General features: G+C 62.5%; 7 protein-coding genes. All 7 read right to left on the bottom strand.

Annotation, left to right across the window (positions count from 1 at the left end; translation table 11 throughout):
* From dpdK to dpdE, 7 genes are read right to left on the bottom strand one after another with little or no spacing between them, the layout of a single operon-like run.
* On the bottom strand, nucleotides 1-519 hold the full coding sequence (dpdK, locus tag ABD327_RS35230; RefSeq protein WP_344457579.1) for a phospholipase D-like domain-containing protein DpdK: 519 nt from the start codon (nucleotides 517-519) through the stop codon (nucleotides 1-3).
* Nucleotides 516-4,997 (bottom strand): protein DpdJ, encoded by a 4,482-nt coding sequence (gene dpdJ / locus ABD327_RS35225; RefSeq protein ID WP_344457577.1) that lies wholly within the window; start codon nucleotides 4,995-4,997, stop codon nucleotides 516-518. The genes dpdK and dpdJ overlap by 4 nt, the downstream gene beginning before the upstream one ends.
* Nucleotides 4,994-5,683 carry a hypothetical protein gene (locus ABD327_RS35220; RefSeq protein ID WP_344457575.1) on the bottom strand — a complete coding sequence of 230 codons (690 nt, stop codon included), beginning with the start codon at nucleotides 5,681-5,683 and terminating at the stop codon, nucleotides 4,994-4,996. Before ABD327_RS35220 ends, dpdJ begins: the two co-directional genes overlap by 4 nt.
* Entirely contained in the window at nucleotides 5,680-8,709 is a 3,030-nt protein-coding gene (dpdH, locus tag ABD327_RS35215) for a protein DpdH (protein ID WP_344457573.1), read from the bottom strand. The genes ABD327_RS35220 and dpdH overlap by 4 nt, the downstream gene beginning before the upstream one ends.
* Nucleotides 8,702-9,595, bottom strand: coding sequence for a protein DpdG (dpdG, locus tag ABD327_RS35210; protein ID WP_344457571.1), 894 nt, complete (start codon nucleotides 9,593-9,595; stop codon nucleotides 8,702-8,704). Before dpdG ends, dpdH begins: the two co-directional genes overlap by 8 nt.
* Nucleotides 9,596-12,181: a protein DpdF gene (dpdF, locus tag ABD327_RS35205; RefSeq protein ID WP_344457568.1), complete on the bottom strand. Its 2,586-nt coding sequence runs from the start codon at nucleotides 12,179-12,181 to the stop codon at nucleotides 9,596-9,598.
* Complete coding sequence (gene dpdE, locus ABD327_RS35200; RefSeq protein ID WP_344458111.1) at nucleotides 12,178-14,271, bottom strand: protein DpdE; 2,094 nt, start codon at nucleotides 14,269-14,271, stop codon at nucleotides 12,178-12,180. The genes dpdF and dpdE overlap by 4 nt, the downstream gene beginning before the upstream one ends.
* Nucleotides 14,272-14,279: the final 8 nt, after the last annotated feature.

Here is a 14,279-nt window from a genome sequence, read left to right as displayed (position 1 = left end):
TCAGTCCCTCCAGCGAGCTCGAAAATCGATGTGAGCCTGGGCGACGCTAGGGTCCGAAGTTCGGTAGGTCACGGACTCCTCGCTGTCGGCCATCCCGTTCTTGGTGAAGTTCATAGATCCGGTCATGATCCAGTCTTTGCCGCACAGTGTCTTCTCGTGCATGTTCGGGTCCCGGATGACACGGAGGCGACTCTCGCCTTGGATCTTTTGAAGAAGATGATCAAGAAAGATCGTATTGTGGGGATTCGGTCGCGTGGCGACACAGATCTTGACGCCGACATCGGCGACGAGGGCGAGCATGTGGGAGAGTCGACAGGTACTGGGCGGATCCTCTCCGAGGATCGAGTCGTAGGCGCCGTGGCTGTTGTCGAGCACCTTGACGTCGGAGATCCATCCGGAGACCACCCAGAGGGTCTTCCCGGGATCAAGGAGTTCCGAGACGAGAGCCGTGCCGACGATGTCATCAGCCTTCAGTCCGAGGTTGGTCCCGGTCCGGACCGTTCGCTCCAGCGACCTCACTGGGCGGCCTCCTGTAGTTTCACGCTGACGACGAATTCCTGAGTAATGCGGCGGACCTCGCAGACTTCCCCATAGGCACGCAGAACATCGCGATCGATGGGGAGCGCAGGAATCCTCCGCAGTGCGACTCCCAGCAGGTGTGATTGACGAGTCGGACACGTCAAGGCGACTACGCCGATCGGATCGCGCGCCATGAGGCTCTGATACGTCGCCTCCCACCCCGGCCTCGTGATATCGATCGATGGCAGGACTTCGTCGACCACGGCTTCCAAGAGCACACGGTCGAGGACGGGAGGCCGGTCATAACCGACGTAGGGCTGGTAGTGCCTGAGATGTTGCGAGCGGGCGTCGAAGCCCCGAGGCCAAAGCATGCTGAAGACCTGATCCGCGCTGATCGGCCGTCCAACGTCGATCTTGCCGCTGCCGACGGCGTAAGCCATCACTCGGGCGTCGATTTCTACTCCGAGTCTTTTCTCGAGCGATCGCCACTTCGTAAGGATCCGCAGAGTCGTGGCGTCCGTCTCAGGGTTACTGCCGGGACGGAGCAGTCGGGTCGAGAGCGTGGCGATGGCACTGTGTCTCGGTGTTCCGTCGACATCGGTCCAGGCTGCGCGCAGATTTCGGAGCGCGGTCGTCGCGTGGGCCGCAGAGTCAGCCTTTCGCAACGCCGCGATCGCTGTCCCCGCGGCGCCATAGGGGGCCTCCTCAACGATGTTCTTGAGAAGTGCTGTGACCGCGCTGTCGGTGTACTCGTACTCGTTCGGCCTCATCGCGCTGAGAACGAGCGACCAAAAGGCCGAGGGATCGCCCGAGTACTCTCTAACGAGTTGCTCGATGATTCCGAGCCCGCCCACCGATGTTTCGCTGATCCAGATCGTGCCCGCGTCTCCATCAGAGAAGGCGTCGACGATCAGGTCCTGTTCCTGTGCGTCCGGGCAGGCGCGCAGAATTGCCGCGAGCACGGCCGCAGCAAGCGTGTCCCGATAGGCGCGGCGAGCGAGGTCGGCGGTCTTACCGGAGATATCGTCGCCCGTTAGGAGTTCCGCCGCGCGATCCAGAGCCGCGACGACTAGCGGATCGTGGCTGAGCCCGTCGAGATCAGACGCGAGTTTCCCGTTCACCGCCTCAGGGAGGTCGACGTTCTCCTGCCTGTAAAGGACGGAGAAGATCTTGGGAAGGTCACGCCCCCATGACCCATCCGATAGGCCGGCGCGCACCTCCTTCGGTGAGCGTGACCCGTCAAGACCGCCGAGCGCGAAGGCCGTCATGTAGATGAGAGAAAGCCATCCGCGTTTAAAAGAGTTTGTCGCCCGCATGAGGTCTTCGTCCTCGGCGACTGCACGAAAGAACGCCTGCGATCGCCAACTGGGAGAGGCGAGGTACCGCCGGACGCGTTCCTGTTCGAGATCAAGCGGTTCGAGTTCGATGCGCATAGCGTCAGCCTCGAGTTGGAAACCAAGTGCGGCAGGCTCGCCCTCGAACGTGTAGCGGACGGTGCGCCGGACGCTCTCCTTCTGGGAGTTGTAAGCAGTGTCGCAGTCGGCCCCGTAGGTCATGCGCCGGACCTCGGCTGGGTTACCCATGGCATGGGTGTGGAAGCCGACGCACCGGATCCGTTCCGACCACGGCGCCGCGAGAGGCGCCGGCGCATCAATGCGCCACTCGTCGTCGGGAACATGGATCTCGCTGGCCCACAGTGGAGTGCCCTGGGCACGGTCAGCGATCTCGGGCGGCGGGTCACTCAGGCGGAGTTGGTAGGGGCGGAGGACGACGGCGCCGTCGGGCAGTGCGACGTTCGCGGGACGCCAACGTCCCTCATTCGCCGATGACGGCACGAGTTCGTCGGTAATCTCCAGAAAGTCACCCTGCTCCGGCAGAGGAATCCATGTCCGGTGCTCGTCGCGTTGGTACCCATACCGTTTGCTGATCCGTCCGGGGACGGCCTCCCTAAGGGCCTTGGCGACCGGAAGACGTTCCTCGGCACCCCCGGTGTCGAAGGGGAGGATGAACTCGACTTCCGGGGTGTTCAGCGGTTCGAACAAGGAGCGGGTGATGTACTCCGGGAGCATGGTCCTAGCTGAGGCGCCCGCGTCCGCCTGGAGCCCTTTCCAGTTCGTTTTGAGTCTCCGCAGAGAGGTGGGGACCACAGCGAGCAGAAGCGAGCGAGGCTCTTCCCAGAGGATGGCCTGCGCGTCGTCTGGCGTGATCTTCAGCGCAGCCGTGAGATGCCGGGCGAGGTCGTCCTGAACCACACGGTCCTTCAACAGTCGCTCCAGCAAAACCGTGAGCGCCTCGACAGCCTTTGGACCATGCTCGGAGGGCGTTGATCCTGGGGCCGTGAGTAGTGCGCGGGGGTCCCCCCACGCGCGCTGTGCGCGCATCCGACTAGCCAGCCAATCGAGGAGTGACTGCGCTGCCTGGATCTTCAGGACGTAGCGGTTGTTGATAGGAAGGCTGCGCGCGGTGAGTTCCGGGGCGAACAGAGTCTCATAGCCCTGGTAGCTGAGGCGATCCCTGCCGTAGTCCGACAGCGTCACGATAGTAATCGGACGTGTGCCCCTGGTTCGTCCCGCACGTCCCCGCCTCTGGATGAACGCTGCGGCGTCGTATGGGGCCTTGTGCTGGACAACGAGTCCGACCCGAGGGTCGTTGAATCCTACCTCCAAGGATGCTGTGGCAACCGTGAGATTTGCGTGGAGGTCCATGCCAGCATCCTGGCTGGAGGTACGGGCAATCCTGAGTTCGCCGACATTCAGGTCTCCATCGAGTGGATGGCCGATGTGCTCGACAAGGTCCCAGGACTGGCCATCGCGCAGGCGTTCCTGCCGGTGTTCCAGGCGCGTCGCGCGAAGTCCCGCAAGGACAGGACGGCGTCCACTGCGGTATCCGCTCCTGCTCTGCCCGCCCTCGGCGTCACGGAGGTTGTTGTAGAAGCGGTTGGTCACGTCCAGGTCGTCGGTGAAGAGAAATCCGGTCGATCCATACTGGGATCCCTCGCTATCGACGTCGAGGACGCGTCCCCAGAGCATCGATGTCTGAATCGACGTCGAGAGATGGCTGGCGCCGGAGGTGGGATCGCTCCGCAGAGCGATCGAGTATTCCCGTCCCTCGTCCTCCATGTCGCTCTCGGCGGGGTGGATGTACTCGACCGTGTGGTCGGAGAGACCGGTCAGTCCTGCGAAAAAGCGACCGGCGTCCTTTAGAGTCGCGCTCAGCCCGACAAACGTGACAGGAGTGCGGACGGCGTGGCGCCACCGGCGCAGCAGGAGGGCGACCTGTGCCCCCTGGGTGCCCGAGTAGGTGTGGACCTCGTCGAGAAGGACGAGTTTCGGAGAGTTGTTGCCAGACCACCCGAGAAGCCCACCGAGCCAGTCGTTGGAACTATTCCTGTTCAGTTGCTCGGTCGTGGTGAAGAGAAGATCTGGGGGTTGCTCGCGTAGGGATCGGCGGGTGAGCGCCAGGAGACCTTCGGGGATGACCTGCTGGCACTTCAGGCAACGGAGGATCTCACGGCCCGCCTTGCGATCGGCGTTGCTCCATAGGAGATCGCCCGTCATGCATGCCGGGCAACTCAGATAGGGACAGACCAGACCGTCGGCACGGGACGTCCAAACTCTGCGGAAGTGGCTGCGGTTGGAGTTGAAGCTATCGGTCTTAGGCGGGGTGTCGGCATAAAGGGCTCCGATCCTCAAGGGGCGTCGTTGGAGCCGGTCGAGAATGGGGCCGAGGCTCAAGGCATTCGCGACGGCGTCCCGGAGTTGGTCGCGGAGTAGTTCCTTGCGCGGATAGATCGCCAGTGTGTGCAGTTGGTCGCGCTTCCGGTGCCGAGGGACGTCGGCCATGCTGGCGAAGGCGGGAAGGTAGAAGGAAAGGGTCTTTCCGCTGCCAGTCCCAGCTCCGACGATCACACCGGAGGAGCGACCCAGCCCAAACGCCGAGAAGACTGCGGTGGTGGCGGCCACTTGGAAGGCACTGAGCGAGCGGGCACCGATCTGGACCTCGGCGATGGCGTCTTGTACGGTGCCCCAGCCCTCCACGGTACGAAACCGTCCGAGCGCGTCGGAGAGAGAGACATCCCGCTTCGGGTAGCGGCGCTTTGCGGTGTGCAGACGGTAATCCGCGACTAGGGCTGGCCCTCGCATCCACCAATTGCTGCCACCGTGCTTTTGGTGGTAGGGGAAGAGTTGCCGGAGGTTCGCGGTAAGGCGGAGAGCTTCAGCGAAGCGCGTCCTGTACTGCGTGGGAGACGTTCCCGGAACGCGGAACAGCAACCCCCGATTCACGAGGTGCTTGAGAAGCTTCTGTGGGTCAGCCTCCACGGGAGCATCAGCATCGAGCGTCGCGGCGAAGAGGACTTCCATCACTTCGTCCTCCGACAGCGCACGGTCGGTGATTCCCCAGGACAGGAGGGGTAGTTCTCGATCCTCAAGCGCGTTGAGGAGACGCCCTAGAAACTCGCGACTTAGGGCGTTCGTCACGAAGTTTTCCTCCGAAGCTCGATCTCGTGATCTATGTTGTAGCGCCTCAAGAGCGAGATTTCCTCGTCAGTGAGGTCCTTGAGCGTCAGGGGAGGCTTGCCCCCCAGACGGTCCAAGACTGACAGCAACTCAGCGGGAACGTCAGGGGCTTCCGCAAGATCCTCTGAGAGTTGTTGAAATGTCGTTGCGAAGATACCGACCTCCGCTGTGCCCAGATCCGCACTGGAAGCGATCTTCCTGAGTTCAGTCAGCCGCGAAGTAGCCTTCGCGAGGTCCGTCTGCTTGAGCATCGGTAGCTTGTGGGTGGGGAGTCCGGCGAGGCGCTCCTGGGTCCAGGAGCGCCAGACCTGGAGCGTTTGCTCCTTAAGCGCAGCGGTCGAACTTTCGATCTTCTGGCGGGCGGCATTAAAAGCCCTGTCAGAAGGTAGTACGCCGCCCTCCGCGCGTTTCGCCAACTCTGTGTAACCAGCGGCCACACCCGACAGGTCGAACTCGTGGCCCGTCTCCCTGATGACCGCACGCGAGACACGGACCTGAGCGCTCAGGCCTCCGAGCGCCGTTCTGAAGGTCTGGAGGCGCTCCCTAACCCTTTGGGCCTGCTGCTCTCCCTTACGGCTCAGATCGAGGCGCCGTACCTCACCACTGAGCTTCTCTGCCTTGTCAAGGATTGAGACATGCTCGGTCATGATGTGCTTTCTTCCGCCTTACTCAGTTCCGCCCATTCACGGAGGAGGGCTTGCACCTCGTCCGTAACGGAATCACCCATCGAGTCGGTTCGCTCACCCGCCTCCAGCAGGGCCCCTGTGAGCCAAGAGTCGGAAGCGACAAGGAAGTCCCGGATGTGCTGCGGACCGACCCCGTGGTCCTGGGCTGTCGCGACGACAGCATTCTCGTAACGCTCACCCTCAGGCGCGGCCCTCAGAGCTTCGAGGTTTCGGTGGGCAGCACCGATGACGCGCCAGTCAGCTTTCTCGGCGAGGGCGGCGATAGCGAGGATCCGGTCACGTTCGGCGGAGTTCGGTGAAAGGCCGACGGAGTCCGCCGCCTCGAGGCTGGTCCGGACTGCTGCAATCGTCTCCTTTGCGGCTCCCGGACGGATCCGGGAGCGAATGTCGATCATCATAGACTCGAACTGCTTGGCCTGCTGGTCGACGATGCCTTCTAGGCTGCTGAAGCCAGTCATCGCGCTTCCGATCCATTTGGGAATCGTTCCTTCGGGTTCCCAACGCCAGGATTTTGAGGCTTCCAAGACAAGCGGGAGCGCACGAGCGGCGTCAATCATGCGGACGACTCCAGTCGAACCCTTGCTGATGCCGAAGCGAGTTCGGAGGGCCATCACGAGATTTTGGCGCTCGCTCAGATGCTTGGTGAGTAGTTGGCGCCAAGGTGCCACTCGCGTGTCCAGATCACCTCGACTCCATGAGGATCCGTCATCGAATGCCGCATCCATGAGGTCGACGTCGCTCATTCCGGGCCACGCGTGTCCTGCGAGGGCGGCGCCGATCAGCGAGGCTCGGAGACCGAGAACGAGGTCGGCGTCGCCAGCCTCGAAATAACGCTCAAGAGAACTGGCGAGATCACGTGCGTGGTGCTCCGCAAGCCGGGCCAGTCGCCACGTCGCCTCCGACCGGGCTCCGGGCGCCTTCGCAGAGACGAGGAGAAGCGACTGGAAGAAGAGGCTGTTCGTGGCCGTCCTGTCGAATCTGATCGGCGCCCGGTCTGCGCCGGCGATGTTCTCCGTGGTGCCCGCGATGGAGACGGAAGTCGCGTTGACCGGCCATGCCTTGTCCACCTCGCGCTTGGAAAGCTCTTTGGAGATGGGTGCAGCCCAGGGATAGCGGCGGTAAACGGATTCAACGATGAGGGTGCGGAGTTCCCGAGCGAGCGCACCATCGAGGTTCTTGCCACGCGAAGCCCACTCCTCCAGAGATTGCAGTCGCCGCTTGAGAGACACGGGAATCTTCTCGGGCTCAGCCTTTGGGGTTTGGATGGGGGTGACGACGGCGCCACCGCCAAGAACCTCGGGGAGCGTCGACTTATCGAACTTGTGGAGACCGAAAGCATCTCGAATGCCCGGGTTGATGGCACTGGGGTCAGCCGGGGCGTCCGCCCAGAACTCGAGCACGAGTTTATGCCGCTCGGGTGCGATGGGGTCGTGCTCGTCCACGTACGCGACCACCGCGTTAGACAACGGTGTGTCCACCTCCGCTGTAGTGAAACGCTCGCGGAAGCGGGCTGTGGGGAACGCCCCTTCCTCGATCTCGTGTGCCGAATAGACCAGGACCGGCCTGATGACGTTTCCGAGGAATGCCCGGGGAACGAAGGCCCAGGGACGGCCAGTGGGCGCCACCGAGTGCACCATGCGCAGCAGTGCCGACCGGTTATACGGATAGAGGCCGTAACCCTCGCTCGTCTGCCCGAATGTCTCATGGCAGTCGACCTTGAACTGGCAGGTCTCACATGCGTTCGAGACGGACCTGCCCGCCTCCTTCTCGAGCTCCTCACGTCCTACACGGGCGGCGTTGAGGTAGCGCCCGGCAAAGGAAGCGATCTCTTCGACGCCGCTGTCCTTGCCATCGAAGACTTGGTCGAGGTCATAGACATATCCCGTGGTGGAGGCAGAGACCCGACTCATCACGGTCTCGGGCAGGTCTTTGAAGTAGCCTGTGGTCACCGCCATCAGGGTCCGCATACTCGCGTACCGCTGGTGACCTTCGCGGTGGGCTGCCTCGGTCAGCGCCTCGAGGAGTTCCCGTTGGACCCCTTGGATCAACGCGAAATCCTCGATGAGGAGAATGATCTCTTTGTTTTCCTTCGCGTACGCCTCTCGAACGTCGAGCATCGCCTTGACCAGCCGGCCAGTGCCGATGTTCGATGCCCGCTTTACAGCCGCTTCCATGTGCTCATTGAGCATAGTGACAGCGTCCTGCGACAGCCCCTCTGTCGAGTGGAGTTGACCAAGGAGTTTCTGCGCGATGTCGGACGCCTTGCGGACGTTCATGATGTCGAGCGGAAGGTCTTCCGTGGTGAAACCCGGTGGGCGTTCCGGTTGGTCCGCCTCACGGCTGTTCAGGAGTTGCGCGGCGTACTGTGGGATGTACCGGCCATCCGCCAGAAGATGCTCCTGGACATACGGGTCCTGGAGCAGCGCGGCGAGCCCTCTGGGACCGGCGAGGATCCTCGCTTTGCGGGAGGGAACGCTCTCGCGGTCGGTCTGAGCCAGCACCTCGTTCAACGCGTTGACGAGTCTGCGGGATAGCCCCGCCTCGTCGACGCCCTCGCTGAACGTGTGGACGTCCCGTCGAAGTTGGTCGAGAGTCTCGCTCTCGACGCCTTCGAGTAGTTGCTCGACGACCGCTTTGAGGCTGGTCCCCGACTTCTCGAGATAGATCACACGGCGGCGATCTCCTGCCTGGATGTTCTCCCTCACCCACCTGACGAGATGGGACTTCCCAGATCCCGAGTCACCCACGATGGGCATCAGGAGCGTGCCGGTGTTCGCCTTCGTTTCCAGGAAGTCACGCAGAACCTCGCGTTCCTCGACTGTGGCATCCGTGGGGACCAGCGAGCGACCGTTGATCAGCGACCTTCTGATCTTGAGCGGCGCGTGGGTGGCGAGGAAGACCGCGGCTGATGGATTGACAGCTTCCGTACTGATGACGGCCGAAGCTTTATCCGGCGCCCAGCAAAGGTAGTTGCGGAAATCAGCCATTTCCATCCTCGAGGACGATGACGGTGCTGAAACTGTGAGGCGTTGCAGGACGCTCTGGGTCGTAGATATGCAACAGGTAGTGTGCGTCCGCCTCGCGCTCGAACTTGAGCCAACCCTCCTCCTGTCCGCGCAGAAGGGCGAATGAGAGGGACCGCCCGGCTTGGGTGTCTCCGGGGTCTTTCACTCCGAGGCTCCGTGAGTAGGAACCTCCAGGTAGGACGGGGATTTTCTCGCGCAGTGTGCTGAGCAAAACCATCGTGTTCACGTGCTCGTCCGGTCTCCAGGTTTCGAGGATCGTCTGTCTAACCGCCACAGTGCAGTCCGCGACGTAGCTAGAGGCCCCACCCATCGTCGGAAGGGCAGTGGCGGCGAATCCCAGCGTGGACGCCCAAGGCCCGAAATTACTCCATCTCTCTTTATTAGCGATGGCCGGACGCGCCTCAGGAATGAGCGCCTCTTTTTGGAGGTCTTCGAAGTCGCTGGGGCCTACTGCGACAGCCGTGGGATCGAGGCTGAGGAACCAGCAAAGACCGCGGACGAGGTCGGCTGATCCTGTGGCTTTGCCCCCATCGGCAAGCGCCTCGTTCTGGTACGGCTCGAACACGGCCTTCCTCAGTGCGGAGCAGAAAGCGCTCCAGTCTGAACCATCGAGGGAGGCTGCGTGCCCCGAAAGAGAGATCGAGTCGTCCGAGCGCTGGAGCATCCTGAGGTCCTCCAACGTCTTGATGGCCAGATCGACCATCGCAGGGCTGGTATCTCCGAGCGCCTTCGGGCTGAGGAGCCTCTGAGCTCTTTCGACGGAGATAGGCCGTCTGGACGAGGCGAGAAGGCGGACGGTTGCCCACATGGGAATGGGACGCGATGCTTCGACGTTGATCAGCGACATTTAGAGTGCCCCCAATGCGCTCTTGATGGAGAGGGAGTCGCTGTGAATGTCGATGAGACGGCTCCCGGGCTTGCTCGGATGCTTGATGTCCTGGGGATGGACTAGGTAGGTCACGTCGGAACTGAAGAAGCGGGACGCCTCGTCGGCGGTGAGTGCGTGTCGACCGGGATCGAGCACCCAGGCGATCGGCCCCGGATGATTGATGAGGAGGTCTTCTTCATGATCCACAATGATTGCATCGGGCTGGACGATTCTCTGGATCTCCTCCACGGAGAGTCCGCTGAGCCCTGGACCGCCGATGATGTTGACGCCGCGCTTGCACAGGGACTCAAGAAGGTCTGGTAGCAGGTTCTTGGCCTCCTCCTCATTCTCCCACCAGATGCTGAGATTTCTCTCGCCTGAGGAAAGGTAGTTCCTCAGCGGAAGCGCGTCATGGGCTGGCCACTCCGCGAGCGGTGGGTGCGGTTGCCAGCCGACCTTATAGAAATCCCCTTCGGCCGGAATCGGGTTCCTCTGACGGCAGTGGTTGCATCCTCGGCAGTTCGGAGATGTTCTGCGCGCTCCAGATTCCGTGGGTAGTAGGTAGTAATCGGTAAGCACGTCGGAGATGCAGGTGTTGCCAGTGACTGCGTTCTCCAATTCAGCCAGAGCACTCCGCTGACTGTCGATCATGCTCCTGCGAGTGGATTCGATGACACTGTTGAAGTGTTCGAGGTTGTTGGTGGCGCCATCGAGGATGACGATCTCAACCCGGTTGGAGAGCGTCTCGAAATAATGTGAGATTCGGATGGACCATTCTTCGGCGGACTCGTTCTCCGACCGGGAGGGCATAGGCGGGGTCCGGACCTCAACGAGTTTCGCGCGCACCATGAGATTGATCGTCCGGATGTTCCAGGCTCGGTTCCTCTCACTGCTGACTGAGATGTGGGGCGGTCTCGAATCGAGATCGATCAGATAGCCTTCGGGCGTCTTGGCGAGCCTGTTATGAAACAAGCTGTTCCAGCGCGGCCATGCACCATCCTTGATGATGACCTGCTCGTTGAGGTTTTTGGCGATAATGCCGTCGCTGTGGGTCCTCGCCATGAACGCGATGGACGGGCTACCATCGCGGCCGCCGCGCCCTACCTCTTGGTAGTACCGATCCACGGTCTCAGGCAGGCACGCGTGGATCACGCTCTTGACATCGGAGAGGTCAATGCCGAGGCCGAACGCGGAGGTGCCAACGATGACGTCGAAGCGGGTGGGCCGAGAATCGGCGTTTCCCCCTGCCCAGCCCTCCAACCGGTCCCGCCGCTCGCCCGCTGACGAACGGCCGGTGACCGAAGCGATCCGAGCGAACCCGGCGTCTTTGAGTACAGCCTCCCAGCGCAGGGCGTCTTCAACCCGTGACACATAGAGGATCATCGGCCTTGGTAGCTTCGCGACGGCCTCCAGCACGACCTGTTCCCGCTCCGCCTCTGGCAACGACTCGATGTAGTAGGACGGCTCGCTTCTCAACTGAGAGGCCCAGACCACCTGAGTTCGGCCGGGGTCCCCATAGAGTTCCTTGAGCGCATCCACCTGTTGCGCGGTGAGCGTCGCACTCATCGCCACGGTCCGCGGCTCGCGCCCCTCGGGGGCGCGGCGGATCCAGGCCCGCCGCTGGCTCGCCATCGTCTGGAACTCCGGACGGAAATCGTTTCCCCACTGCTCGACGAGGTGCGCCTCGTCGATGACGAAATAGCGCAGAAGTCCGGCTTCCGCAGCGTCATCGATGGCCTTATAGAGACCGGTTGCCACTGATTCCGGTGCGCAATAGACGACCGGTTGCCGGCCGGTGCGGATGTCCTCGCGGAGTTGCCGTTTGAGATCGTCGGACATGTCGCCGGTATAGGCGTACCGCCCGGTTGGCGCTTTGCGCGGGGCCTGCTGGAGAAGGTCTCGGGTCCTCCTCTCCATGTCCAGGGCCAGCACGATGGTGGGGACAGCGACAATGGAGACGCCTGCGCCCCTGGTATCCAGGAGGATCGGGGCCAGCGCCACGGGAGTCTTGCCGTGGCCTGTCGGCAAGCAGACGATCGTGGTGCTTCCCGGTGGCGCGAGAGCAACGGAGCGAGCCGCCTGGCGCTGTCCAATCGAGTAGTAGTGGTCGTATCCGAGGGCGGCAGTCCAGAACGGGTCCGCAGGCACTCCCTCGAGTGACCTGCGCTGCCTGGAGTCGATGCCTAGGTAGACCTCTCTGAGGTCAGCGGCAGCCGCCTTGGCGGAGTGATCGTCCGGGGTGCTCGGATGCCATGGGACGGCGCTGACCGCGAAATGTTGGGCGCCGCTGGGGGCAGCCCGGCATCCGCTCTCCCACCATTGCGCGGATGTAGGCAGCAGCGCATCGGCCGGAACGAGCAGCGGGAACTCGTTCTCCCTGGCTGAAGCCTCCAGAAGGACCTGACGCGTGAGTGCGGCAACGTCTCGCCATCCGGCGGCGCCGGTAATTAGGCCCTGTAGAGCGTCGGCGAGTCGCCGCACAGTGCCGGTTGCTGCCTCGGGAATCGAGACATCCGGCCAGGTCGCGTAAAGATGCTTGGCCTGAATCCATCCATTGGCGCTCATCGTGCCGCCGACCGCAGACCCGCACGGACGACACAGGTCGCCGCGACCACCTTGACTGTCGGCTGCGTCAGCCTCTCTATGAGCGCCTGGGTGATGTCCACGTCGGTGAGAAGGCTCTCGGTATCGCCGACAAGATGGCCCGCCAATTGGCGGGTTCGCGCTTGGGCGACAGTGACGGCAACGCGCTGCCGGGCCTCGTCCTGGGCGCGCTGGCATCTTTCCGACAACTCCTTGGTCTTGAGGAGATGGTCGCGCGCGATCTGCTCGCAAGAGTTGCCGGAGGAACGGTATCCGTCCCAGCCGTTGAAGACATCGAGTAGTTCGTCGAGGAACCTGGCGTTGTAGTTCTGATCGGACCTGTTGTTGTAGGGCTGCTCAAGCCAACTCAGGATGCCGGGCTCGATGATCGGCAGTTCCGTTGAGGTATTTACCCACACCTTCATCGTGAACGGAGTGAGGAGTCTGTCGGCCTGTCGCCGAAGTGCACGACTGGCGTCGGCATTGCCCTCCAAGAGGAGGAGTGCGTCAGTGAGGTCGGCCTCAACGAGGTAGTGGAAGCCGAAATGCGCATGGGCGTCTCCCCGGTAGCGCTGGTCGACGCGACGGAAGGCGGTTGCCTGCCCGCGGTCGTCCAAGTAGACCGCCTCCGCAAGAACATCAATGAGTGGGTTTCCTACGCGTAGCAACCGGGTGCCGGGATGCCTAAGGGCAACGTTCCGGTTGAAGGCACCCTGGGCGGCAGTTGTCAACTCCGGACGGGCTCGCTTCCAGAGTCGCGGATCGATCTTCGGGGTGGAGGCTGAGAGGTCGAAGGCCACGGCGGGAGATTTACCAACGGTCCGTTCGTGGAACGCGAGACCTATGCCTCCGTTGATGTCGACGTACCCGACCAGAGTTTTGTGAACGTCACGCCAGAATGTCTCCATTTCCAGCAGAGAGGATGCTACGTTGCGGCCCGCAATGGAGGTTTCATGGATCGACTCGAGGAGGTCCATCTTGTCGATGTCGAGTCGGGCCTCGCGGAGGCTGTCCCTCACTTCGCCCGCTATGCCGTGGAGGCCCTCAGCACCACTCTCATATCCGGCAGTCCACACTCTGTCGAGACCGCCCGCAATCGCGTCCTGAAGAGTGGAGACCGATTCGGTAAAGAGATCGTATCCCCGTTCAAGTAGAACGGCCCAAGCCTCTGAATAAGAGTCAGACTCCTCGGAGGCGAGTCGGTACTGCCGGGCTGCTTCCCTCTGGCCCGTGGCACCGGGATAGCGGTCGACCCGCCCGAGCCGTTGCTCGAGATCGTTCGGAGACCAGGGCAACCGGAGGTGGATGATCGTGTCGGCGAGTTGGAGGTTAAGCCCTTCCTCCGCCGAGTCATCGGTGACGAGCACGTGGACTCTGGGCATTGACTCCGAGGCCCACAGCACGAGCGAGTGCTCGGACTCCTGCGGCCCCACCCGGTGGGAGTGTTCGTGGACGGCAACCTTCTGAAAACGTTTGCTCATTCGCTCGGCCACAACTCCGGCAAGCATGCCGGGGCCGCAGAAGATCACGGTTCTGGTACTCGTCTTGAGCGCGGGCAGCAGTGAGGAGACGACCGCGTTGATCGATTCACCCTCGTCGGCCTGCTCCTCAGCGCGCCATTCGGCGAGGAGTTCGCGTTCGACGTTGAGTACTGGGGCCTCCGTGAGGAGAACACGCTCATAAGCACTCAGACCAGCCCGGACGGCCGCGCCATCCTCGCGTTCGACGCGCCACGAGAGGGCGTCGGTCAGGTCGTTGACCCACCCGTTCGCGCGAGAGGCCAGGATGCCCAGCACTCGGCCGTAGGCTACCTTCGCCTCCTCGAGTCCGTGGTCGAGGAGATGGTCCCAGGTGGCGGACCGCCAGTCCATGAGCCTCGTCTGTGAAATTTCATGCTGTCCAGAGGCCGTGACGAGAGCTTCGGGTTTCTGACGGCCTCGAACCTCATAGGGAATATAGACCGCGTCCGGGTCGTCCATGGTGACACGGGACCTGCGATGCCGAATTACGCGGCGATGTAGTCGGTACCCCTCGCTGATGTGAGCTCGGAGAGCTTCGGTGCGGGCCTTCAACTCTGCTT

It is taken from the genome of Actinocorallia aurantiaca (assembly GCF_039533685.1).
In the GTDB taxonomy this organism is placed as follows: Bacteria; Actinomycetota; Actinomycetes; order Streptosporangiales; family Streptosporangiaceae; genus Actinocorallia; species Actinocorallia aurantiaca.
The sequence above is the reverse complement of the archived record's forward strand: the minus strand, read 5'-3'. Positions and strand labels throughout refer to the sequence as shown.

What these genes read in the sequence shown, in the direction of transcription:
- dpdH (WP_344457573.1), bottom strand. Translation starts at nt 8,709, where the DNA reads ATGGCTGATTTCCGCAACTACCTTTGCTGGGCGCCGGATAAAGCTTCG.
- dpdG (WP_344457571.1), bottom strand. Translation starts at nt 9,595, where the DNA reads ATGTCGCTGATCAACGTCGAAGCATCGCGTCCCATTCCCATGTGGGCA.
- ABD327_RS35220 (WP_344457575.1), bottom strand. Translation starts at nt 5,683, where the DNA reads ATGACCGAGCATGTCTCAATCCTTGACAAGGCAGAGAAGCTCAGTGGT.
- dpdF (WP_344457568.1), bottom strand. Translation starts at nt 12,181, where the DNA reads ATGAGCGCCAATGGATGGATTCAGGCCAAGCATCTTTACGCGACCTGG.